This window comes from Flavobacterium sp. KS-LB2, assembly GCF_036895565.1.
Taxonomy (GTDB): Bacteria; Bacteroidota; Bacteroidia; order Flavobacteriales; family Flavobacteriaceae; genus Flavobacterium.
In genome coordinates this window covers 1,414,234-1,440,031 of record NZ_CP145904.1, presented here as the reverse complement: position 1 = coordinate 1,440,031, position 25,798 = coordinate 1,414,234, and the positions used below count along the sequence as shown (strand labels likewise).

Annotated in this window: 22 protein-coding genes; 17 read left to right on the top strand and 5 right to left on the bottom strand. The window is 34.5% G+C overall.

Translation table 11 applies throughout. The features are described from left to right. Positions 1-605 precede the first annotated feature (605 nt). The 5 genes from V5J73_RS06115 to V5J73_RS06095 form a co-directional block, all read right to left on the bottom strand. Positions 606-2,036, bottom strand: coding sequence for a TolC family protein (locus V5J73_RS06115; RefSeq protein ID WP_338648313.1), 1,431 nt, complete (start codon positions 2,034-2,036; stop codon positions 606-608). Further along, on the bottom strand, positions 2,029-5,196 hold the full coding sequence (locus V5J73_RS06110) for an efflux RND transporter permease subunit (protein WP_338648312.1): 3,168 nt from the start codon (positions 5,194-5,196) through the stop codon (positions 2,029-2,031). Before V5J73_RS06110 ends, V5J73_RS06115 begins: the two co-directional genes overlap by 8 nt. Before the next feature lie 70 nt (positions 5,197-5,266). Continuing rightward, positions 5,267-6,349: an efflux RND transporter periplasmic adaptor subunit gene (locus tag V5J73_RS06105; RefSeq protein WP_338648311.1), complete on the bottom strand. Its 1,083-nt coding sequence runs from the start codon at positions 6,347-6,349 to the stop codon at positions 5,267-5,269. 171 nt (positions 6,350-6,520) lie between these two features. Then, positions 6,521-6,934 carry a hypothetical protein gene (locus tag V5J73_RS06100; RefSeq protein ID WP_338648310.1) on the bottom strand — a complete coding sequence of 138 codons (414 nt, stop codon included), beginning with the start codon at positions 6,932-6,934 and terminating at the stop codon, positions 6,521-6,523. Between the two features lie 256 nt (positions 6,935-7,190). Beyond that, entirely contained in the window at positions 7,191-8,453 is a 1,263-nt protein-coding gene (locus V5J73_RS06095; RefSeq protein WP_338648309.1) for a YeiH family protein, read from the bottom strand. Positions 8,454-8,653: 200 nt separating this feature from the next. Between V5J73_RS06095 and V5J73_RS06090 the strand changes: the two genes are divergently transcribed. From V5J73_RS06090 to V5J73_RS06010, 17 genes are all read left to right on the top strand, one after another. Further along, complete coding sequence (locus tag V5J73_RS06090) at positions 8,654-8,953, top strand: ArsR/SmtB family transcription factor (protein WP_338648307.1); 300 nt, start codon at positions 8,654-8,656, stop codon at positions 8,951-8,953. Between the two features lie 6 nt (positions 8,954-8,959). After that, complete coding sequence (locus tag V5J73_RS06085; RefSeq protein ID WP_338648306.1) at positions 8,960-10,066, top strand: NADH:flavin oxidoreductase; 1,107 nt, start codon at positions 8,960-8,962, stop codon at positions 10,064-10,066. Between the two features lie 725 nt (positions 10,067-10,791). Continuing rightward, entirely contained in the window at positions 10,792-11,850 is a 1,059-nt protein-coding gene (locus V5J73_RS06080) for an NAD(P)-dependent alcohol dehydrogenase (protein ID WP_338648305.1), read from the top strand. Positions 11,851-12,427: 577 nt separating this feature from the next. Further along, positions 12,428-13,282, top strand: a complete 855-nt coding sequence (locus V5J73_RS06075; RefSeq protein ID WP_338648304.1) for an EamA family transporter — start codon at positions 12,428-12,430, stop codon at positions 13,280-13,282. Positions 13,283-13,540: 258 nt separating this feature from the next. Next, entirely contained in the window at positions 13,541-14,338 is a 798-nt protein-coding gene (locus tag V5J73_RS06070) for a sulfite exporter TauE/SafE family protein (RefSeq protein ID WP_338648303.1), read from the top strand. Between the two features lie 318 nt (positions 14,339-14,656). Then, the gene (locus V5J73_RS06065) at positions 14,657-15,058 is read left to right on the top strand and encodes a hypothetical protein (protein WP_338648302.1); all 402 of its coding nucleotides are present in this window, start codon (positions 14,657-14,659) and stop codon (positions 15,056-15,058) included. Between the two features lie 224 nt (positions 15,059-15,282). Further along, the gene (locus V5J73_RS06060; protein WP_338648300.1) at positions 15,283-16,701 is read left to right on the top strand and encodes an MBL fold metallo-hydrolase; all 1,419 of its coding nucleotides are present in this window, start codon (positions 15,283-15,285) and stop codon (positions 16,699-16,701) included. Positions 16,702-16,712: 11 nt separating this feature from the next. Next, a complete protein-coding gene (locus V5J73_RS06055) occupies positions 16,713-17,033 on the top strand; it encodes a rhodanese-like domain-containing protein (protein ID WP_338648299.1) in 321 nt (106 codons plus the stop codon). A 128-nt stretch (positions 17,034-17,161) separates the two neighbouring features. After that, positions 17,162-17,467: a DUF202 domain-containing protein gene (locus V5J73_RS06050; RefSeq protein WP_338648298.1), complete on the top strand. Its 306-nt coding sequence runs from the start codon at positions 17,162-17,164 to the stop codon at positions 17,465-17,467. Positions 17,468-17,555: 88 nt separating this feature from the next. Continuing rightward, positions 17,556-18,770 (top strand): MFS transporter, encoded by a 1,215-nt coding sequence (locus V5J73_RS06045; RefSeq protein WP_338648297.1) that lies wholly within the window; start codon positions 17,556-17,558, stop codon positions 18,768-18,770. Positions 18,771-18,832: 62 nt separating this feature from the next. Further along, positions 18,833-19,402 (top strand): TlpA family protein disulfide reductase, encoded by a 570-nt coding sequence (locus V5J73_RS06040; RefSeq protein ID WP_338648296.1) that lies wholly within the window; start codon positions 18,833-18,835, stop codon positions 19,400-19,402. 95 nt (positions 19,403-19,497) lie between these two features. After that, positions 19,498-20,067 (top strand): YeeE/YedE family protein, encoded by a 570-nt coding sequence (locus tag V5J73_RS06035; RefSeq protein WP_445236415.1) that lies wholly within the window; start codon positions 19,498-19,500, stop codon positions 20,065-20,067. A 10-nt stretch (positions 20,068-20,077) separates the two neighbouring features. After that, positions 20,078-20,575: a DUF6691 family protein gene (locus V5J73_RS06030; protein ID WP_338648294.1), complete on the top strand. Its 498-nt coding sequence runs from the start codon at positions 20,078-20,080 to the stop codon at positions 20,573-20,575. Between the two features lie 73 nt (positions 20,576-20,648). Further along, the gene (locus V5J73_RS06025) at positions 20,649-21,647 is read left to right on the top strand and encodes a c-type cytochrome (protein WP_338648293.1); all 999 of its coding nucleotides are present in this window, start codon (positions 20,649-20,651) and stop codon (positions 21,645-21,647) included. A gap of 23 nt (positions 21,648-21,670) precedes the next feature. Continuing rightward, on the top strand, positions 21,671-22,096 hold the full coding sequence (locus V5J73_RS06020) for a DsrE family protein (RefSeq protein WP_165152999.1): 426 nt from the start codon (positions 21,671-21,673) through the stop codon (positions 22,094-22,096). 91 nt (positions 22,097-22,187) lie between these two features. Beyond that, on the top strand, positions 22,188-23,882 hold the full coding sequence (locus V5J73_RS06015; protein WP_338648292.1) for a bifunctional metallophosphatase/5'-nucleotidase: 1,695 nt from the start codon (positions 22,188-22,190) through the stop codon (positions 23,880-23,882). A 137-nt stretch (positions 23,883-24,019) separates the two neighbouring features. Then, complete coding sequence (locus V5J73_RS06010; RefSeq protein WP_338648291.1) at positions 24,020-25,450, top strand: OprD family outer membrane porin; 1,431 nt, start codon at positions 24,020-24,022, stop codon at positions 25,448-25,450. Positions 25,451-25,798 lie beyond the last annotated feature (348 nt).

Here is a 25,798-nt window from a genome sequence, read left to right as displayed (position 1 = left end):
AAATAAGAGTAAATGAGCTTAAATAAGGTAAAAAAAAAGCTATTTTACTGCTATGGCGGTAATTTTAAGAAATCTAATTTTTATTACTTTTTCCTTTAAGTTCTATGAAATTAAATGCTTGGAATAATCTATCATAATTTCTACCTACATAAAGTGTTCGACTGTGAAAAAGAGTTCGACAGTCGAACTCTAACGGTTCTTTTAAACACAACTTTTTATCTTTAAAAAACTTAGAATTATTGAAAAACGTTAAAAACAGTTAGGTAAATATTTTGAACTTAAAAAATAATCATTGAATTAAAAAAAATCAAATCACTTAAAATCAAATGATTACATTACAATTTTAAACTGTCAAAAAAAGTTAATATAGGAATTAGGTGTTCGATTGTAGCCCCATCGACTCCACTTAAAACCTTGTAATCAATTGAATTACAAGGTTTTTTTTATGTCTAAATTTCAGTGAAATCAAGACTTAACAATAATAGCAGAATCAAAACCAAATTTAAATCTGTTCTTATAAAACAAAAAAACAGTAGTAAACTTGTGCTTACTACTGTTTAAAAAATAATTAATCTAATCCTATTTATTCAAGGCGATACACTTATTTATTTCCAACCGCCACCTAAATCTCGATATACCAGAACTGAGGCATTAAGTTGGGCTTTTTTGGTTTCAATCAATTCTAGTTTAGATTCCAAAGCATCACGTTGCGTCATCAAAACTTCAAAATAATCTACTCTGGCAGACTTGAATAAATCACCTGCTACAGCAATAGATCGGTTCAAAGCAGCTACTTGTTGCGATTTCAAATCATAGCTTTTTTCTAAATTATTGATTTTAGAAAGCTGACTAGAAACTTCCAAATACGCATTCAGAATCGAACGTTCATAGTTGTACAAAGCTTGAATTTGTCTGGCGTTAGCAGAACTATATTCTGCTTTTAGCGCATTTCTGTTAATTAACGGAGCTGTTAAATCCCCAGCTAATGCATACAATAACGATTCCGGAAGCGTGAATAAATACGAAGGTTTAAAAGCATTAAAACCTACCGCTGCAGTAATATCTAGTGAAGGATAAAACTCGGCGCGAGCCGTTTTTACATCAAGTTTCGCTGCTTCTAATTCTAATTCAGCTTGTTTTATATCAGGACGATTGGCGAGCAATTGCGCAGGAATTCCAGAACTAATTCCCGAAGGTATTAAATCCACAAAATTAGTTTTATCTCTCTTTATTTCTTGTGGATATTGTCCAAGTAGGAAGTTAATTTTATTCTCCGTTTCTTTTATGTTTTGAAGAATCTCAAACTCCATACTTTTAGATGCCATAACTTCAGCCTGAAATTTCTGAACTGCTAATTCAGTCGTTCTGGCTGCTTCTTTCTGAATTTTTACAATTTCTAAAGCATTCGACTGCAAGTTAATGGTTTGTTTTACGATATCCAATTGGCTATCCAAAGCCAACAATTCGTAATAAGAATTAGCAACCTCAGCAATAAGATTGGTTATCACAAAATTCTTCCCTTCGACAGTTGATAAATACCGACTTATGGCTGCTTTTTTGGAACTACGTAATTTTTTCCAAATATCCACTTCCCAATTGGCATAAGCGGCTATTTTCAAATCACCCAATGGTTCTGGCATTTCTAGACCTGGTCTTATTTCAGTTGAAGCATCTCCTGCTCCCTGACTGGTGTATCTGCCCACTTTTTCAATTCCTGCACCAGCACCAATACCCACTTTTGGTAACAATGCTCCTTTACGAACACGAATATCATTTTTAGCTATTTCAATTTCCTGTAAAGTAATCTGTAATTCTTGATTGTTTTGCAAGGCAATATCAATCAAATGAATCAGATTTTGATCTTTAAAATAGGTACGCCAAGGAGCCGTAGCTGTAGTAATCGTATCCATACTTTTATCGAATGATTCAGGAACAGCCTTGGTTGCTGCCAAGGGCGCAAGAGCTGGAGTACAACTTACCACCGCCAAGCAAATGCCTAGCGGTATAAGAAATTTATTAATCTTTATTTTATGCATGATTATTATCGAATTCTTCGGTTAATGGATTTTCTTTTTCATTTTTGACCAACTTGTATTTCTCAGCAATTCTACCAAAAACATAGTACAATCCTGGTATTAAGAACACACCGCAAATAGTCCCTATCAACATTCCTCCTGCGGCTGCCGTACCAATAGTTCGGTTTCCAATTTTACCGGGCCCTGTAGCAAAAGCAAGCGGTAGCAATCCTGCTATAAAAGCAAAAGATGTCATTAGAATAGGACGGAATCTGGCTTTTGCGCCCTCCATTGCTGATTCGAGAACTGATTTACCTGCAGCATGCCTTTGGATAGCGAATTCTACGATCAAAACCGCATTTTTGCCCAGCAAACCAATAAGCATTACCATGGCAACTTGTGCATAAATGTTGTTCTCTAATCCTGTTAATTTTAGCAAAAGAAAAGCTCCAAAAATACCAGCGGGTAAAGATAGAATAACCGATAAAGGCAGAATAAAACTTTCGTATTGAGCAGCCAAAACCAAATACACAAATCCCAAACAAATCAGGAATACCCAAATGGCCTGATTGCCTTGTGCTACCTCATCGGCAGAAATTCCTGCCCAATCAATATCATACCCTCTTGGTAATTTTTTGGCAGCCACTTCCTGAATCACTTTAATCGCAGTTCCAGAACTATAGCCTGGCGCAGCTCCACCGCTAATTTCAGTAGAAGTGTACATATTATGTCTGGTAATTTCCGAAAGACCATACACCTTTTCTAATTTCATAAAGGCAGAAAAAGGTACCATTTCATCCCGATTGTTTTTTACATACAATTTTAAAATATCATCGGGTTGCGCGCGATATTCCGGTGATGCCTGAACAATTACTTTATAATTGATTCCGTATTTAATGAAACTAATTTCGTAATTACTTCCAACCAATGTCGACAAAGTGTTCATGGCATTCTCTATAGAAACTCCTTTTTGTTGTGCAATATCATTATCAACTTTCATCATAAACTGCGGAAAACTAGCACTAAAAAAACTAAAGACATTCGTTAATTCAGGACGTTTGTTCAATTCTTCGACAAATTCTTTATTGACTTCTTCTAGTTTTTTAAAATCTGCCGAACCTGTTTTGTCCAGCAAGCGAAGTTCAAATCCTCCTGCTGCTCCATATCCAGGTACCGCCGGTGGTTGAAAAAACTCGATATTGGCTTCTGGAATGCCTTCTGATTTTTCTTCCAGCTCTTTCATAATCTCTTGAACAGAATGCTTTCTGTCATTCCAGTCCTTAAGATTAATCAGACAGGTTCCTGCATTAGCCCCTGTTCCTTCGGTCAAAATTTCATAACCTGCTAATGATGAAACTGATTTTACACCTTCTATTCCTTCAGCTATTTTTTGCAATTGATCGGCAATATTATTGGTTCTTTCTAATGAGGAACCCGGAGGTGTTTGAATAATAGCGTAAAACATTCCCTGATCTTCATTCGGAATAAATCCAGAAGGGACAGTACTGCTCACTAGCCATGTTCCTGCACAAAATCCTATAAGTGCAATGAAAGTGATGACTCTTCTATTTACAATTTTGGCTAAGACATTTTGGTATTTGCCTTGTGCTAGGTTAAACTTATTATTGAAACCGTCAATAAATCGATTGATAGGTGTCTTCTTTTTAGGTTTACCGTGATTATTTTTTAACATCATGGCACAAAGTGCTGGTGTTAAAGTTAAAGCCACGACACCCGAAAGGATAATAGCCGTTGCCATTGTAATAGAAAATTGTCTGTAAAATACTCCTACTGGACCAGACATAAAAGCTACTGGAATAAATACCGCTGCCATCAGGAAAGTGATTGCAATAATAGCCCCTGCAATTTCGTGCATCGCTTTTTTAGTAGCTTTAATAGCCGAGAGATGTTCTTCTTCCATCTTGGCATGAACGGCTTCAATAACCACAATGGCATCATCGACTACGACTCCAATGGCTAAAACCAAAGCAAAAAGTGTTATTAAGTTTAATGATATATCAAAGAAAGTCATAAAGGCAAAGGTTCCAACTAAAGAAACTGGAACCGCTATGGCTGGAATAACCGTAGAACGCCAATCGCCCAAGAATAAAAATACTACTAATCCTACTAAAATAAAAGCTTCAACCAAGGTGTGAATTACTTTTTCGATAGAAGCATCCAAGAATTTAGAAACGTCATACGAGATTTCATAATCCATTCCTTTAGGGAACTTAGTTTTTATTTTTTCTAATTTAGCTTTTACATCTTTAATTACCTGATTGGCATTACTTCCAAAAGATTGTTTCAATACAATTGCGGCTGAAGGTTTTCCGTTCAAATTAGAATAAATATCATACATGGAACTTCCAAATTCAACTTTGGCAATATCTTTCAAACGTAATAATTCTCCGTTACTATTGGATCGTACTACAATATTTCCGTATTGTTCCTTGGTTGTAAAACGTCCTGAATATTTTAATACATATTCAAATGCTTGTGAACGTTTACCCGAGGCTTCTCCAGTTTTTCCTGGCGAAGCTTCTAAACTTTGACTCGATAAAGCCTCCATTACTTCGTCTGTGGATATTTTGTAAGCCAACATACGATCAGGTTTTAGCCAAATACGCATCGCGTATTCACGTGTTCCTAGAATATCTCCAGAGCCTACACCATTTACCCTTTTTAATTCTGATAGCACATTAATGTCGGCATAGTTGTATAAAAACTTCATGTCGGTATTTTTGTCCTTGCTAAAAAGATTCACATACATCAACATACTTGGGACTTCACGAGTAATCTTCACCCCTTCTCTTATCACTAATGGAGGTAATTTATTGGTAACCGAAGCTACACGATTTTGAACATTAATGGCCGCTTGATTGGGGTCAGTACCCAAATTAAATACTAATTGAATAGAAGCTTCTCCATCATTTCCTGCATCGGAAGTCATGTATTTCATTCCTGGAACCCCATTCAAAGCTCTTTCTAAAGGAATAATAACCGATTTAATCATCAATTCTCCATTAGATCCAGGATAATCTACCGTAACATTTACCATTGGAGGCGAAATGGTTGGAAACTGAGTAATCGGTAAATTCACTACCGATAATATTCCTAAAAAGACAATTACAAGCGATATTACTATCGAAAGTACAGGTCTTTGTATAAATTTATTAAACATTTATTTATTTTTTTAATGATTAAACCAAATTGGAGTTTTAAAGTATAAACAGAATACTTAACACTTTAAACTATTCTGCTTTTACTCGTAAATGGCTAATAACTTCTTTAGGTGATACATAATCGTACTTGATTTTTTCATTATCCTTTACTTTCTGAATACCTTCTAGTAAAATTTTATCATTTTCGGTAATCCCAGTTGAAATAACATACAAATCTGGAATTTCTCCAGTTATCGTAATTTCCTTTGATTCTAAGACATTGTTTTTGTTGACTACAAAAACATAATTTTTATCTTGAATTTCATAAGTCGCTTTCTGTGGAATTACAATAGCATTTTTTAGCGGAACTAGCATTTGAACCGATCCCGTTTCTCCGTGTCTCAATAATTTATTAGTGTTTGGGAATCGTGCTCTGAAAGCAATATTCCCTGTTTCGTTGTTAAACTCACTTTCAATAACCTCAACATTTCCTTTTGATTTAAAGAGTTCATTATTTGCCAAAAGCAAGCTGACATTAGTATTTGCGCGGTCTTTTATGTTTGTTTGATAGTCTAAATATTCTGGTTCTGAAACGTTAAAATAGGCAAACATCTGACTGTTATCAGAAAGACTCGTTAACAATTCCCCTTCATCGATTAGACTGCCTAATTTTTTAGGTATACGGTCAATAGTCCCGTCGAAGGGCGCTCTGATTTCGGTAAATGACAAATGAAGTTTTGCTAAAGCAACTTCGGCTCTCGCCTGCTCTAATTTGGCTTGAGCCAATGCTTGTTCATTTTTGGAGACTATATTTTTATCTGCCAGCATTCTTGCATTTTGCAATTCAATCTCAGCTCCTTTGGCTTCGGCTTTTGCTTTAAGCAATTCTGCCTGATACATTCCCGGCATAATTCTAAACAAAAGCTGGCCTTTTCTTACAAACTGGCCTTCGTCAACATAAATATTTTGTAGGAATCCTTTTTCTTGAGCTCGGATTTCGATATTTCGAACAGAACGAATTTGTGAAACATATTGCTTGGTAAATGAAGTATCAATTTTTATAGGATTGGTAACAACAAATTTTGTTTCTTCTTCTTTTTCTTGTTTTTTAGTTGTACAGCTAGTAAGGCACAATACGGCAATTAAGCCCGTGAACACGAGTATTTTATTCATGATGTAAAATGAAAATTAAGCGATTTAATACTTGGAATTAAGAATTCCTTGGGACGTAAAAAGGCATCAGTTTCCATAAAAGGATCTGAACGATCATACCATAAAAACAATTGAATTATGTATTCATGTAGTAGAAAGCATCAAGAATTTAGGAACTGATTACGCTAATAATCAAATTCTTAATACACGTTGTGTAATGTAAATAGGATTTGACTGGCCACAAGATGGCGAGAAGATTTTAAAATTCTTATAATAATGATTTACAACAGATTGGCAGGAAAATGTCTGATACCAAACTTTTGAAACATCGAATTTTCCAGTATTTTTTTTATTTGAGTCACTATTTTTAAGAGAATCGTTATTGGAATATTCTTCTTCTAGATCAAAGCCTGCAAAATTAATGGTAATACTGCTCGAAATAGTCTTTGAAAAACTCCCTTGATCCGTTTTTTCAAACTTGGAAATTAAACAACTATAAATGCTATTGTCATGCGAAATGCTATTGTCACGCGAAGTAGCATGAACATAATTTCCTCCACTTTGCAGATGGAAAAATAGGTACAAGAAAAATACAGTTAGTCTCATTTGGAGGCCAAAAGTAATGAAACTAATGAAAGAAAAAAATAATTTAAATTTTCTTTAACGAGTAAAAATTAGCGAAAACGTTTGAAGCACTTAAAAAATGTTTGCAACAAAATGAATACAGTTTCAATACTATAACATTCTTTAAAATAGCATGGGTACACTCTATTACAGTTATAGCACTTTATTTAGGTTAAAATAAAATGCATTGTACAAATTGTAAAATAGATTTTTTAAACTTATGATATGAATCAAATCATCATTCTCCAAACAAAATAAAGGCAATAATTAGAGTGATAATGATATTAAATAACTGCGCAATTAAGAAAGCATAAAGTGGCTTTTTGCTGTTTTTACTAAACAAATCTTTGAAATTAGTTTCTAAACCAATGCTTGTAAAAGCCAAAGCAAACCAAATCCCTTGTAAATTCTTTAATCCATCTTTCACCTCATCGCGAACATCAGCAGTAAGCAAAAAAGAAAAAAGTAAAGAAGCAACAATAAATCCAATAACAAATTTTGGAAAACGTTCCCAAATCACTTTTAAAGTTGGTTTAGACACAGTAGCGTCATCAGCTGTATTTTGACGGTAAGTCCAATAAACAGAAATTGCAAAAGCGGCTAAACCCAATAATACATTCTGAGAAAATTTAACAATCGTACTTATTTTCAAAGCCGTTTCACCCACCAACGAACCAGAAGCTACAACTGCTCCCGAAGTATCAATACTACCACCCAACCAAGCACCCGTAACTTCCTCTGGAAAATTAAAATACTTAGCAATAATTGGCATAAAAATCATCATGGGAATAGCGGTTACTAAAACCATCGAGATTACATACGAAAGTTTCTTTGAGTCACCTTTAATGGCGCCAGAAGTAGCAATAGCAGCCGAAACTCCGCAAATAGAAACTGCGCTGGATATCATCATCGTTAACTCGTCATCTACTTTTAGTTTTTTACACAACCAAAAAGCAAAATACCAAACCGACAATACGACTATCAAAGCTTGAATAAGCCCTAAAGAACCTGCTTTAAGAATATCTGAAAATATGACACTAGTCCCTAATAACACCAATCCAATTTTTACAAAAATTTCTGTAGATAGGGCTGTTCGAAACCATTCTGGTAGCATAAAAAAGTTACCTATAAACAAACCAATAATCAAACTAAAAATTACAGCCTCTAAATTGAGCCCTTTTATTGTACTGTTTCCCGCAATAATCAACGCAATAACTGTCAATATATAAACCGCCGGAAAACCCAATAAGAAATTTTTCACCGACTTTCCTGTCATTAAAGCACCTAAACTCCCTACGGAAATAAGATATAAAAATTGCCAAAGAATGACTTGTAAATTACTTAAATTCAATACATCATGTAATAAATCAGCTCCGCTATTCCACTTAAAAACAGGAACCGAAGGTAGAAAAACAAAAAGAGATAGCCCAATAATGAGGAAACCTAAAAGTACTACCGTCCAGTCTTCATGAATTGTAAATTGCTTTATTTTTTGTGACATTTTAATAAATAGTTATTTTTTTGGGGTCAAAATACAAATTATTTATGTGTAGATACTTAAACCACCGTATTTTTTTAATTGTTGCTCCAATAACTACCTCATTTACAATTCTAACTCAACTAAGCGCTCCTACTCCTAAATATATCCTAAAATAATGTACATTAAATTGGTATATCGGGAAAAGTCGATATATTTGCTCTATGGATCAAATAGAACTATTTAAAGCCTTATCAAACAAGTCCAGATTACAAATGCTGGAATGGTTAAAAGAACCGGAAAAAAATTTTCCGGAGCAAGTAGTGGTTGGTTTTGAGCACGGAGTTTGCGTAGGACAAATTCAAGCCAAAGCGGGACTCACCCAATCAACCGTTTCAGAATATCTATCAATTCTTCAACGTGCCGGATTTATAGAATCTACACGTGTTGGACAATGGACCTATTACAAACGCAACGAAAAAGCATTTACAGCACTCAGTAAAATAATTGAATCTAATCTATAATACAATATGAATACAAATAGTTTATTTACACCCTTCAACTTGAAGACATTACATCTTAAAAACAGAATTGTAATGGCCCCTATGACTCGCTCTTTTTCTCCAAATGGTATACCAACAGATACAGTAGCAGCTTACTATCAAAAAAGAGCTGAAGGTCAAGTGGGTTTAATTTTATCTGAAGGAACAGTAATTAATAGGCCTTCATCATCAAATGATGCTAATGTTCCTCACTTTTATGGAGCACAATCTTTGGCAGGATGGCAACAAGTAATTGATGGTGTGCATACCGCAGGTGGACAAATGGGACCACAATTATGGCACATGGGAATTATGGACAACCACCATTCCGGTTGGGTGCCACCAGTACCTTTCGAAGGACCGTCAGGACTAAACAGACCGGGTTTTAGCAATGGTACCACGATGACAACAAATGATATCGAAAATACTATTATAGCTTTTGGAAAGGCTGCAGCTGATGCCAAAAGATTAGGTTTTGACTGTATCGAAATACATGGTGCTCACGATTATCTGATTGACCAATTTTTCTGGGATGCGACAAATCTACGTACCGATCTTTACGGTGGTAAAACTTTAGCAGAACGCACTCGTTTTGCCGTAGAAGTGATTAAAGAAATTAGAAAACAAGTAGGGGAAGAATTTGCCGTAATCATGAGACTTTCTCAGTTCAAGCCATCGGATTACAACTTCAAACTGGCAAAAACACCTCAAGAAATGGAAGCTTGGCTTAGTCCTTTGATTGATGCTGGTGTTGATATACTACATTGTTCACAGCGCCGTTTTTGGGAACCGGAATTTGAAGATAATGACCTTAATTTTGCAGGATGGGCTAAAAAAATCACTGGAAAACCAACTATCACAGTAGGTTCTGTTGGACTTTCAGGAGATTTCTTCGGAGCTTTTACAGGCGAAAGTTCTCAACCTACGTCTTTGGATGAATTAACAAGACGTTTAGACAGAGGTGATTTTGATCTTGTAGCAGTAGGAAGACCCCTTTTATCAGATCCGAATTGGGTAGCGAAAATAAAAGCAGGAGAAAATAACCAATTAAAAGGCTTTAGCAAAGAAGCTTTAAGTGAATTAATATTAGAATAAATGCCCGTTGGGTGTAATTCAATTTTATGTTTTTTTTTTACCAAATAGATTCATACTATTTTTGCATTTTGAAAGACGTTTCTCTTTACTAATAGAAAACATAGCTAGAGGAAACCAAAAAAAATGAGTTTTTAAACTCTTTTATCTATGCTTCTATCTGGTAAAATTTTACTTCTGGATATACATCTCTTTGCTGTATAATTACTCTCAAAGAGTTGGCATAAATATAAAATAGCTATGATGAAAAAAAATTATTGAGCTTATGGAAAAAATAATAGAAAAAAAGGACAACATACCATACATTCCTTTTTCTCCTTTTTCAGAAAAAACTAAACGTCAAATTGAGTTCTAGCAATCTCGATTTTTCGAGAGTTATACTTTTCCTAGCTTTTTTGGTTAGGAAAAGGTTTAGCGGACAGCAGGACTTTGGTTGTTATCTACGAAATTGTTCTGCTCCTAAAAACTCTAAAGATGCTTTAGTAAATTCATATTAGATAAAATATTTAACTTAATTACAGTATCTTTATAATCTGTTAACTTTTGAAGTAAATCAATTGTTTTCCTAAGATATACACTCTAAAAATGTGTTTCAAATGGAATTCAATGATACTCATAAAAAAGGAATTTTAAGCTATTTTGCGACTCCAAATCACAAACTTGTTGTCGAATTAAAACAGTACAAGCTTTATAAGAAAACCTAAAAAAACAATTTAAAAATTTATAGAATGGAAACCACAAATGTAAAAGCTTACGGTACGGTAGCGGCTGATGCGCCATTGAAACAAATGGATATTCAACGTAGAAATGCTACTGAAAATGATATTGAAATCGAGATTTTGTATTGCGGTGTTTGTCACTCTGATTTACACACTGCTAAAAATGATTGGGGATTTACAGCTTATCCAGCAGTTCCTGGTCATGAAATCGTAGGAAAAGTAACCAAAATAGGAAACAAAGTCACTAAACTAAAAGTAGGAGATTTTGCTGCTGTAGGTTGTTTAGTCGATTCTTGTAAAACGTGTGATAATTGCAAACAAGATTTGGAACAGTATTGTTCTAATGGATGGGTTGGCACTTATAATGGTCCCGACAAATATTTAGGCGGAATGACTTTTGGTGGCTATTCTGAAAAAGTAGTAGTCAACGAAGAATTCGTTTTAAAAGTACCCGCTAATCTTGACTTGGCTGCAACTGCACCTTTATTGTGTGCAGGAATCACGACTTGGTCACCACTACGCCACTGGAAAGTTGGGAAAGGAAGTAAAGTTGCCGTTGTAGGTTTAGGCGGATTGGGACATATGGCTATAAAACTAGCGAAAGGTTTGGGTGCCGAAGTCACTCTTTTCTCCAGAACACCAGATAAGGAAAAAGATGCATTAGAACTGGGTGCGGACTCGGTTGTAATTTCAACTGATGAAGCGCATATGAATGCTGTAAACGGAAAATTTGATTTAATCATTGATACCGTTCCGTATGTGCATGATATAAATCCGTATGTGGGAACTTTAAATACGAATGGAACTTTGGTTTTAGTCGGTTATTTAGGTGGTTTAGAACCTATTTTGAATACTGTTCCTATGATCATGGGGAGAAAATCAGTAGCGGGTTCCCTAATTGGTGGAATTGCAGAAACGCAGGAAATGCTTGATTTTTGTGGAGAGCATAACATTGTATCTGAAATTGAAATAATCAAGATGCAGGATATTAACGAAGCCTACGAAAGAATGCTGAAAAGTGATGTTCGATACCGTTTTGTAATTGATATGGCTTCGCTAAAAAGCTAAAATAAAGCATACTTTTAGCACGTTGCTAAATTCGAAATACAAAAAGGACGATGATACGAAAATGTAGAATCGTCCTTTTTATTTAAAAAAAATGACGAAGAAAAGAATTATTTTTTCTACCATGAAATGCAGTTGAATCTTGTGCATTCTCTTCGTTAATTGCAGCTAACTTTCTGGCAACAATTCCAAAATTGAATCAATTCAGAAAATAAAAGTCCCCATTTTTAACCATTAACAATCTTAGACTATGTAAACCCTTTTTGCATAAGTTCATTAGTCGAAAAGAAAGCAATTGATAAGAATATTTAAGGATTGAAATGTGCCTTTAGCTACTTAAAATTGGCACATAAAAAAATCGAAACGGATTTAGTGTGCTTAAGTAGATAACAAAACAATCAAAGTTTCTTACCTACAACCCTAACGATTTTTAATTTAAAATACTATCAATATGCAGTGCCTAACGACACAACAACCGATATTTCAATCCTTGATACGCATTATTAATTAATGACTACGAACATCACTAGTACTTTGAATTATAAATTTTGTAGTTTTACAAGCCGATAGTCAAACCCTCATGAAACTTAAACCAATCAACATTCCTCCATTACCTGCTGTACTTTTAGCTATAATAAGTGTACAATCTGGGGCGGCAATCGCGAAAGGTCTTTTCCCTGCTATTGGTGCTGCGGGAACTGCATCCTTGAGAATTGGTATTTCAGCATTACTATTATGGGCCGTTTACAGACCAAACCTAAAAAAAATAACTGCTAATCAATGGAAATTAGTAATTCCATACGGATTGTCGTTAGGTGCAATGAATTTGATTTTTTACCTTTCAATTGAGAGAATTCCCATTGGACTTGCTGTAACACTAGAATTTATTGGTCCTTTATTAGTAGCTGTTCTGGGTTCAAAACGCATAATAGATTTTTTTTGGGTACTACTTGCGGCAGCTGGAATCGTTTTGATTGCTCCGTGGTACAATGATGGAATAGATATTCTAGGGGTATTGTTTGCTCTTTTGGCTGGTGCACTTTGGGCAGCTTATATCGTCTTGGGAGGAAAAATTTCAAAAATAATGAAAGGCGGAGATGCTGTTACCATCGGAATGCTCTTTGCTTCCCTATTAATTGTTCCTTTTGGAATTCTAAGCAATGGCCTTAGTAACCTAACTCCTCCTCTTTTAGGTTTAGGTATCGCGCTTGCGTTATTATCCAGTGCAATTCCGTTTACATTAGAAATGAAAGCTCTAGGGCAGCTTCCTGCACGAACCTTCAGTATTTTGATGAGTTTAGAACCTGCTGCTGCATCCATTTGCGCTTTTATTTTTTTACAAGAAATCCTAACTTTCAACGAAATTTTAGCTGTTGTTTTTGTTATTATCGCTTCTGCAGGGTCAACAATTACATCAAAAAATCCAGAACATTAATAGCTGCAGTTTTGTTTATTACATACTTTTAAAACCAGAATTGCCATCAAATCTATTTGATTAGTTGTAAGTAATAAAAGAAAAACTCGTTCGTTAAAAATAATCTGTAAAAAACTCGATAAAGCATTAGATCTATTGGCCTCCTGTTTTTTATGCTCTTTTTTCTACTATATTTTCTAAAAAAAAATACCTATGTGATAAATGTTACTGTACGCCGAAATTTAACTGACAATCTTTGCAGTATAAAATTTTTAACTCATGGAATATATTGGTTATTTTACATCCATACTTATTGGCGTTGCATTAGGATTAATAGGTGGTGGTGGCAGTATTCTTACTGTACCTGTTTTAGTTTATTTATTCGCTATTGAACCCGTTTTAGCAACAGCGTATTCCTTATTTATTGTAGGACTTACAAGTGCTGTAGGAACTGTGGGCTATTTCAAAAAAGGATTAGTAAATATCAAAACAGCTATCGTTTTTGGGATTCCATCAATTATTGCTGTTTTTACTACAAGAGCCTTAATCGTTCCTGCAATTCCAAAAGAGGTGTTTTTTATAGGGAAATTTGTAATTACAAAAAACCTACTAATGATGTTGCTTTTTGCAGTAATTATGATTGCCGCATCGTATAGTATGATTCGAAAAGACAAAAAAATTACAAACGAAAAACCCGAAGAACAAAAATTCAATTATCCACTTATCCTTATCGAAGGAGCAATTGTTGGCGTAATAACAGGATTAGTAGGAGCTGGTGGTGGTTTCTTAATTATTCCTGCATTAGTTGTATTAAGCAAACTCCCAATGAAAGAAGCAGTTGGAACATCATTAGTTATTATTGCTGCAAAATCATTAATTGGTTTCTTTGGCGAAAGCGGAGAAAATGGAATTAATTGGCAATTTCTACTTACCATTTCAGCATTTGCAATTATTGGAATTTTTATTGGAACCGCACTATCAAAAAAAATAAATGGAGACAAACTAAAACCCGCATTTGGTTGGTTTGTTTTGGTCATGGGAATTTATATTATCACCAAAGAGCTTTTTTTAAAATAAAATCCATAACTGAGAAATAAAAATTAAACTTTATAATCAGATTGCAATCAATATCCATCTCTTTTTACTGGTGAAAAGAGATGGATATTTTAGTTTCAACTACATTATACAAAAACAGCTTAATCCATATTCGAATGAAAAAGACCTCATAAGCCCATTTCATAATTATAAAATTTAAAAAAAAAGTAATTGTTTTAGTGGACTCATCCAAAGCATTATAGGCTATTTAACAATTGCCGAATCATTTTTTTTGAAAAAGTAAAAAGCAACCTTTCTATTTTTTCAGCATCCTTAGAACAACAAATAAATTTAATAATTATGAAAAATTTCAGATTACAAGCAGCAGTCGTTGTACTATTTATTGCAACAGCTTTTACATCATGTAGCGATGATGACAACACGCCTAGCGCAGTAACAAAAACTTCATTAGTATCTAAAGTTGAAGGTGCTGTAACAGGAGACATCAATGTTGAAGTTCCATTAACGGTGACGTTTTCAGTTGACAACAATTGTGGATCTTATAACAAATTTATTGAAACTGCTGCTGCAAACACAAAAACTATTGAAGTTGAATCTAAGTATGAAGGTACTGATTGTGGAACTACTCCAATCAGTAAAACGGCTGTTTACAAGTTCAAATCAACTACTGTTGGAACGTACAATTTAAAATTCAAGAAAACGGCTACGGAGTTTGTAACACATACCATCGTTATTGATTAGTTTATTTTTGATTTGATTAGTTAAGCACCAAAACACCAGTTAAATAGCTGGTGTTTTTTTGTTTTTGAAAAAGTTAGGCATAGTAACCCTCAAAAAAGACACTCGCTTTCTATTTTAGAAAAATAATTCTCTAGCAACTTTTTATTTGTGTAACATTTGTCACTGTCTTCCTTACATTCATGCTATATCTTTGCATTATAAAATAATAAAGAAAATACAAGAATATGAAAATAGAGCAAATATATACTGGATGTTTAGCACAAGGTGCTTATTATATTACTTCAAATGGTGAAGCTGCCATAATTGATCCACTCCGTGAAACTGAACCTTATATGGAAAGGTTAGAAAAAGACGGTGTAAAATTAAAATATATTTTCGAAACCCATTTCCATGCTGATTTTGTTTCGGGACACTTAGATCTAAGTAAAAAAACTGGTGCAGCAATCGTTTATGGTCCTACTGCTACACCTGAATTTGAATTTATTTCTGCCAAAGATAATCAAGAGTTTACGCTTGGTAATGTTAAGATAAAAGTGTTACACACGCCAGGTCATACTATGGAAAGTACCACGTATTTATTACTTGATGAAAACGGAAAAGAGCATGCTATTTTCTCTGGAGACACTTTATTTATTGGTGATGTTGGCCGACCAGATTTAGCGCAAAAAGCAGCACACTTGACTCAAGACCAGCTGGCTGCACTATTATATCATTCGTTAAGGGATAAAGTAATGACGCTACCTGATGAAGTCATTGTTTATCCAGCTCATGGTGCGGGTTCTGCTTGCGGAAAAAACATGAGTAAAGAAACGGTTTCAACCATTGGTGAACAAAAAGCAACTAATTATGCTTTGCGAGCTACTATGACAGAAGCCGAATTTATACAAGAAGTTACCGAAGGTTTATTACCTCCTCCAGCTTATTTTGGGATGAATGTTGCTATGAACAAAAAAGGAATTGAAAGCTTTGAAAATGTTTTCAATAACGGTATGAGAGCCATTAATGCATCCGAATTTGAAGCTGTAGCCGAAGAAACTAGCGCTCTAATCTTAGACACTAGAGATAATGGTGCTTTCGCAAAAGGATATGTCCCACAGTCCATAAACATTGGTATTAATGGCGATTTTGCTCCTTGGGTTGGTGCTTTAATTGCCGATGTGAAACAACCAATTTTAATAGTTACAGAAGCTGGATTTGAAGAAGAAACTGTAACTCGCTTAACCCGAGTTGGATTTGATAATTTAATAGGACATTTAGAAGGTGGTTTTGAAGCTTGGAAAAAAGCAGGTTTTGAAATCGATACTGTCAATCGCATCACAGCCGAACAATTTGCTACGGAAGTCAAAATTGGGGAAAGTAAAATAATCGATGTTCGTAAAGAAAGTGAGTATGAAGCAGAGCATGTAGATGAAGCCTACAGCAAACCATTAGCTTATATTAACGAATGGATAAAAGACATCAATCCAGATGAGCATTTTTACATGCATTGTGCCGGAGGGTATCGTAGCATGATGGCTGCATCGATTTTACAAGCACGAGGCTACAGAAACTTTACAGAAATAGAAGGTGGATTTGGGGCGATAGGCAAAACAGACGTTCCAAAAACTGATTTTGTTTGTCAAAGCAAAGTATTAAAACAATAAAATAAATAATTATGTTCGGAATTTTCAAAAATATGTTTTCAAAAAAAGATACAACACAAATGGAAAAATTATTAAAAGAAGGTGCGTTTTTGGTTGATGTTCGCACACCTGCAGAATTTGCAGAAGGTCATGTACAAGGATCTACCAATATTCCTTTGGATCAAATCCAAAACCAATTGGCTCAATTTAAAGGAAAAGAACCCATTATTGTTTTCTGCAGAAGCGGAAATAGAAGCGGTCAAGCCAAATTAATTTTGGAACAAAATGGCTTTAAAAATGTCACTAATGGTGGTACTTGGATGGATGTAAACGAAGCGTTGCATAAATCGTAAACAAGGTAAAAATGTGTCGTTTGAAACAAAAAGTTTGTTATAAACGACACATTTTAACTCTCATTCGCATAAATGAGTAAATTTAATAAATACTACAAACTACCTTTTGAAATTAATTCAAAAATATCATGGAATCAAAAAAAGCATTAAATAAAGATTTAATTTTAAGAGAACGATTAGCGCTACAGCGCACCGTTCTTGCAAATCAATCCACATTTCTTGCCTTCTTGAGAACGGCAATGTACTTTTTAATTGCTGGTTTGAGTTTGCGAAATTTATTAAAAGTTGATAATAGTTTCCTTATTGAAATAGTACTTTTTATCATTTCATCTCTAATTTTTGTTTTTGGAACGGTGAACTATTTTAAACATAAAAAATCCATTGCAGAAAATAAAAAACACATAGGCGATTACCAATTAGAGTATTACTTGTGATAAAAAAGTAACTCATTTTAATTTTACAATTTTTCTAATCTAGCTATCAGTTTAAAAATAAACTATTTTTGGACTTAAACATTCTTAATTGAAAACAAATACAACTAAACTTGGACTAAAAGAAAATTGGAAACAATTTACTATTTTGGTTATTGTCAATGCTTTTGTTGGCGGAATGATAGGAATGGAACGAACGATTATACCAAAATTTGCTGAAATTGAATTTGGTATTGCTTCAAAAACGGCTATTCTATCGTTCATCGTTGCCTTTGGAATTACAAAAGCCATTACCAATTATTTTACGGGCAAACTGGCAAACCGTTTTGGTAGAAAAAATTTGCTTTTATTTGGATGGATGCTTGCAATACCTATTCCCTTTATTTTAATATATGCAGAATCCTGGAACTGGGTGATTTTTGCCAATATTCTTTTGGGCATCAGCCAAGGGCTCACTTGGAGCAGTACGGTGGTAATGAAAATTGATTTGGTTGGTGAAAAAGATCGCGGACTGGCAATGGGACTCAACGAATTTGCCGGTTATTTTGCCGTTGGTTTAGTTGCATTTCTTTCTGGCTATATCGCCCAAAAATATGGCATTACTCCCTACCCTTTTTACTTGGGAATCGGGATTTCGATAATTGGTTTTCTGCTGACTTTGTTTTTTGTGAAAGATACTCGAGTATTTGTACACCAAGAAAACACAACGAATAAAAATGAAAAATTAGACAATGTTTTTCTGGAAACTACTTTCAAAAACAAAACATTAAGCGCCATAACGCAAGCCGGACTAGTCAATAACCTGAACGATGGTATGATCTGGGGACTTTTGCCTATTGTGTTGCTTTCCTTGCATTATGATTCCCCGGATATTGGAATTATAACTGCTATTTACCCTACGGTTTGGGGTTTTGGGCAATTGGTAACCGGAAAAATGTCTGATGTTTATTCGAAAAAAAAGATGCTGTTTTGGGGGATGTTACTGCAAGGAATTGCGATACTTTTTATTCCTTTTGCAACAGCTTTCTATCAATTGGCTACCATTTCAGCCTTTTTAGGTTTGGGAACGGCTTTGGTTTATCCCACTTTTTTATCAGCAATTGCGCAAGCGACAAATCCACATCAGAGAGCTGAAAGCATAGGTACATTCCGACTTTGGAGGGATTTAGGATATGCAATAGGCGCCATTATTTCAGGAATAACAGCCGATTTATTTGGAATAGATTACGCCATAATATTGATTGGAGTCATCACCATTTTATCGTCACTGATTATTGAAATCCGAATGCCGAAAGACTCTTTATAAAACAATAAACAGCTAAAATTGAACACAAAATAATTTCTTTTTAGAAAATAATAATTAAAAAAATGGAACCAAAAAAATCAAAAAAATCCACTATTCAAAATATTGTTTTTATCGTATTGATAGTGCTGCTTCTGTTTAGCCCGTTGGGCACTTTTGTAAAAGTACATTTAAACCGATTAATTGCTTTTTCGCCCAAAACTATAGCCGTAACAGATCAAAAAATGCTTTCCACTTATCAATGGCAATTAAAAGATGCCACCGGAAAGACTGTGTCACTAGAAGCATACAAAGGAAAAATAGTATTCATTAATTTCTGGGCAACGTGGTGTCCGCCATGTATTGCCGAGATGCCAAGCATTCAAAAATTATATGCTGATTATCAAAATAAAATGGTCTTTTTATTTGTGACAACGGATTCATTCGAAAAAGCAAATGCTTTTATGGTCAAAGAAAATTTGACTCTTCCCGTTTATCAATCACTAAGTAATCCTCCATTGGAAATGGAATCTTCAACCATTCCGGCAACCTATCTTATTGATCAATCCGGAAATGTTATTGTAGCCAAAATTGGTACCGCAAATTGGAACAGTGATTCGTTCCGAGAAAAGCTAGATGAGTTATTAAAAAAATAAAATTACTGTCATTTTTACTTTTTTTTTCTTGTGTGACAAAAGTAACATAACTACTCATTTATAAATATAACCTTTGTGGTAATAAAAATATAATTATGGAAATTTTAGAATTAATCAGAGAACCTTGGCCTTGGTATATTGCAGGCCCATTAGTTGGACTTACGGTTCCAGCTTTGTTAATCATTGGTAACAAATCATTTGGTATTAGTGCCTCATTACGTCATACTTGCGCCATGTGTTTACCGGCAAACATAAAGTTTTTCAAATACGATTGGAAAAAAGAAATCTGGAATATGTTTTTCGTTTTCGGTATTTTATTGGGCGGTGTAATTGCGTATAGCTTTTTGTCTAATCCTAATCCGATTATCATTGATGGAAATCTAAAAGCCGAATTGGCAGGTTACGGCATAACTGAAATTTACGGTATGTTGCCAGAGCAATTATTCTCATGGGAAAGTTTGTTTACACTGAAAGGATTTTTTATGATGGTTATTGGTGGCTTTTTCATTGGTTTTGGATCTCGTTATGCGGGAGGTTGCACCAGTGGTCACGCTATTTCAGGTTTGTCTAATTTACAAATGCCATCGCTTATAGCAACTTGTTGTTTCTTCATTGGCGGATTGATTATGGCAAATGTTATTTTACCATTTATTCTTTCACTTTAAATTACGAATTATGAACATTAAAGATCAAAATACAGATTTCGAGACGCGTTCCTTGGATACGGTTTGTATCAACGAGAGTCAATTGGAACACAAATGGTACCACAATTTAAAATACTTAGTCATTGGTATTTTATTCGGTATTGTTTTCATCAAAGCAGAAATTATCAGTTGGTATCGCATTCAGGAAATGTTTCGCTTCCAATCTTTCCACATGTATGGCGTTATTGGAAGTGCCGTTGTGGTTGGAATAACTTCCGTTTTCCTGATTAAAAAATTCAATATTAAAACCATTTACGGTGAGAAAATTGAGTTTCACGACAAAACCTTTAACAAAGGTCAGATTTATGGAGGACTTATCTTTGGGTTGGGTTGGGCAGTAACCGGAGCTTGTCCTGGACCATTGTTTGCACAAATTGGAACGGGTGCAACCGTTATGATTGTAACCCTATTTTTTGCAATAGTAGGAACTTGGGTTTATGGATATTTTAGAGATAAACTGCCTCATTAATACATTTATGATTCCAGAAAAACAAAATATCGTCCAATTTAAATCGCTTGTAAAAAGACTGATTTATCTCTTTATGACTATTATTTTCTTAGTCATGGGGTTATTCTTGGTTGTGTTTTTCAATTCATCCATCACCTCTTGGTTTCAAAATAATGATTCAAACCTCGATTCCCTTTATATCGATGCAAAGAAAAAAGTGATGGTGCAAAATGAAATGGCAAAATTCTGGAAGCCAGCTGATATCAATTTGATTACTGATGTCACTTTAAAACAAGAAGTCGAATATGGTAAAGATTTAATTGCGCATACGGCTAAATATTTGGGTCCAAATGGCAGTGTAAAACAAATCTCTAACGGGATGAATTGCAATAATTGCCATCTGGATGCAGGTACAAAACCTTGGGGAAACAATTATGGTTCCGTATATGCGATGTATCCAAAAATGAGAGCGCGTAGCGGCCAAGTGGAAAATCTCTACAAAAGAGTCAACGATTGTATGGAAAGAAGCTTGAACGGCCAGCCACTCACAAAAGACGACAGGGAAATGAAAGCCATGATTGCTTATATTGAGTACATTGGCAGTAATGTTCCAAAAGGCAAAGAAGCAAATGCCTCCGGAATCTATGATTTGGAATATTTAGATCGTGCGGCTGATCCTGCCAAAGGAAAAGCTTTGTATGACGCCAAATGTGCGAGTTGCCATCAAGTGAATGGCGAAGGAATTTTGGCAGCGGACAAAAAGGAATATACGTATCCGCCACTTTGGGGCAAAAATTCATATAATAGCGGTGCAGGACTTTTTAGAATCAGTCGGTTTGCTGGCTACATAAAATACAATATGCCACTAGGCGCAACGTATGAAAACCCTCAATTATCAGATGAAGAATCTTGGGATATTGCGGCTTATGTGGAAAGTCTGGACAGACCATCGAAAGATTTAAGTCAAGATTGGCCCGATATTTCGAAAAAACCGGTCGATCATCCTTTTGGACCTTTTTCAGATTCGTTTACGGAAATCCAACATAAATTCGGACCTTTCAAACCTATTAAAGAAGCAAAAAAGAAAAAATAAAATTAACTACTTAAAACCAAATTATGAAAAACCTCACGCTTTCATTTATCCTTGTATTTAGCATGATTTCAATTGCTGCATTCGCTCAAAAAAAACCGAATAACCACAAAATTGTTTTTCAGTTTACCAATGCTGTTGACACTTTACAACAAAAAGCAATTGTAAACCAATTAAAAAACTTAACTACGCATTGGCCTAATGCTAAATACGAAGTAGTGATTCACAGCATGGGTTTACCATTTGTAATGTCTGCAAAATCAAAACAAATAGACGCGATAAAAGAACTTAGAGCTAAAGGAGTTCGCTTTTTAGTGTGCGAAAATACAATGAAAAGTCAAAAAGTATCTAAAGACCAAATCATTTCGGAAGTAGAATATGTACCTGTGGGAATTGCCGAAATTGTAGAAAAACAAGAACAAGGCTGGACGTACATCAAAGGCGGATTCTAAAATAAGAATGTAACTATATTTTGCATCTAGCGACACAATTTAGCTGTAGTTTTTGCTGTAAAATTTGCTATGAATCAAAAAAACTAAAACCATGAGCAATAACCGAAGAGATTTCCTTAAATCAGTTGGGACATTAGGTCTGGGTGCTGCTATTATTTCGCCTATTTCCGCTATTGCAAATACAACTCAGACGGAAGAAATAAACTTGGATGCAGCAATTGATCGCAGCAAACCCCAAACGATTTCCATTCTTCAAACTACAGATGTACATTGCCAAATTCATCCACATGATGAGTTGTTTTGGGAAAATGACAAAGTAGTTTTTAGAAAAACAGGCGGTTACGCATATTTGGCAACGATGCTTAAAAAGTTAAAAAAGAAAAACCCAAACACCTATATCATTGACACTGGCGATATGTTTCAGGGTAGCGAATTAAGCGTTGAAACAACAGGTGAAGCTTTTGTTCCCATTTTAAATGCGTTGAATTACGACTTATATCTTCCGGGAAATTGGGAAGTAATTTACGGAAAAAGAAAAATGCAAACATTGTTGGGTTCTCTAGATGCTCCAAAAATTTGTACCAATATGTACCATGATTTAGGCGACGGAAAACGAGGCGAACTTATTTTTCAACCCTATACTATTTGGCATATTGCAGGAGCAAAAATTGGTTTTCTAGGCTACACCGATCCTTTGGTGCCGTTGCGACAAAGTCCAAATTACAGCAAAGGAATTTTATATACCAATCCCGAAGAAAATCTGGCTCATTATGTAGATGTGCTTAGAAATCAAGAACAATGCAGTTATGTGATCATAATTGCACATTTGGGTTTATCACAACAAATAGCATTGGCAAACCGACCGGAATGTGAAGGTGTCAATTATATTTTAGGAGGCGACACGCACGAAAGAGTACGAAAACCTATAGTATGTAAATATTCAAAAGTGGTGGAACCGGGAGCTTTTGGTTCGTTTATTGGAAAATTAGATTTGACAATTTTAAACGGAAAAGTAATTGAAGATAACTATGAACTACTTGAAGTTGATTCGCCAAAAATAAAACCGGATGCTGCAATTGAAAAATTATTAATAGAAAAAGAGTCTATTTATAAAGAAAAAATCAATCAGGTTATTGGTTACAGCACGATTCCTTTGTACCGTTATTTTGTGGTAGAAAATCCAATTGATACGATGATTTTAAATGCTTTAAACTGGAAATTTCCAGACATAGATATTAATCTTTCTAACGGATTCCGTTTTTGTCCACCAAAAATAACTCCTAATCAAACCGGAAATATTCCTATCACAAATGGATTTATTTTTGATATGTTACCTGTTGACAGCACTGTGCGAACTGCAAAAGTAACCGGAAAGCAACTGAAAAACTGGCTAGAAAAAGAATTAAATAATGTTTTTGCGCAAGACGCTTCAAAACGTTTTGGTGGCTGGGTCGTAAAATTCAAGGGAATGGAAGTGCGCTTTAATGCTTTTGCAGAAATGGATAAAAGAGTACAAAGTATAACCGTGAAAAATATACCGTTAGATCCTGAAAAAATGTATTCCATAATGGCCTGTGAACGCGACGGCGATCCTGTAGACATGCTTTGCAGAATGAAAGGCGTTGTGGATGCCAAAAACACTAATGCAACTTTACATTCGGTGATGAAAGAGTATTTAAAGCAAAATTCTCCAGTTACTCCTACTCCGCAAAAAAATGCGATAATTCTGGATGCTCCGGAAACGCTGTTATCACAGGTTACTGGTGTCGATTATACTTTTAGATAATATTTAAGGAAAGAAGTCAAAATTCATAAAGTCGAATGCTTAAAACATTCGGCTTTATTTTTTGGGTTAATGTGATAAAAGTTACTTCCCATTTAGATTGATGAGATTATTTTTGTTGAAAATATAAACGTTCAAAAATGAAAAATTTTTTCGCTGTAATATATATTCTTGCTTCCCTCCTTTTTACCATAAATACAATAGCGCAACATCAAGAAATCTCAGACAAGCCGAGCGTTTGGAAAGAAAAAAGTAATGAAAAAATTGATTCCACATCGATTTTACATGCTTTCAAAAACGGAAACTTCAATGGTCATTTTCGTTATATTTTCATGACTACCAACAATGAAAGTGGCTTATCTGATTATCATGCGAATGCACTTGGCGGAGGCGTAAAATTTGAGACTGCTAAATTTCATAATTTTCAATTTGGCGTCAGCGGCTATTATATTTTTAATATTGGATCTTCTGATTTTACTCAAAAAGATCCTGTTACTAATGTGTCCAATCGATATGAAGTGGCACTTTTTGACATTCAAAACCCATCAAACAAAGACAATCTAAGTCGGTTAGAAGAATTATATTTAAAATACAATTATAAAAATTCGACTATAACTCTCGGAAAACAACTGCTCAATACGTCCTTTATAAACCTGCAAGACGGCAGAATGCGTCCAACGGAAGTAAACGGAATTTGGGTAGATTATAATGAAATCAAAAAGACTAAAATCAATTTGGGATATCTCTACGGAATCTCCCCACGGAGTACACTGAAATATTTTAAAATCGGTGAATCCATCGGAATATATCCAAATGGCGTAAATCCTGATGGATCTAAATCTGATTATGCAGGGAATTTAGATAGCAACGGAATTTATATTATGGGTGTACAAAATGAATCCATAAAAAATCTAAAAGCACTATTATGGAATCAATACGCAGAAAATATATTCAATTCGGCATTGCTCCAAATGGACTATAAATACGATTTAAATCCAAACTCAAAATTACTTTTCGGTTTTCAGACGATATACCAAAACGCACTGAATTCTGGAGGAAATGAAGATCCCAGCAAAACTTATTTTGAAAAAAATGGCAATTCTCAAACTTTTGGAGGAAGATTAGGCTGGCAAAATCAAAAAATAGAAGTTACCTTGAACTACAACCGAATAACTGCTAATGGACGGTATTTAATGCCCCGAGAATGGGGACGAGATCCTTTTTATACGTTTATGCCACGGGAACGTAATGAAGGTTTTGGTGATGTAAATGCACTAATGGCAAAAATACAATATAACCATCCTAAAAAAACATTCAAATCACAACTCGCTGTAGGCTATTTTGATTTACCGGATGTAAAAAATGTTGTATTAAATAAATATGGTTTACCATCCTACCTGCAAACAAATGCTGATATTCGATATGTATTTCAAGGACTCTTAAAAGGTTTTGACGCACAACTGTTGTATGTACACAAATACAATTTAAGGGAAACTTATGGCAATAAAAATTACATCATCAACAAAACAAACATGAGCACGATTAACTGTATAGTCAATTTTAATTTTTAAAACCTTGTTAATCTAAGTGATAAAATTTCACTATCAAATAATTCAACAGTAAATACAAAAGCATTCCTACCACTGCAAATGTGATAACACAGCTAATTAAGTTGAGCACAATATTAGGAACAAACTTCAATCGAGGATGCGTGATTAACGGTTCTCGATGCAGCCTTTCGTGTAACTTTTTAGTTGCTTTTTTTAGTTTCTTTTTGATAACATTTCAGTTTTAAAAATTGCACCAATTCTAACATTCTAAATTACGCAATATTTTTAATATAAAGTAGTTATGCCATAAAAAAGAGTCTTTCAGATAGAAAAACATTCTTCGCAGTATGATAATGATCTGCTTAATAA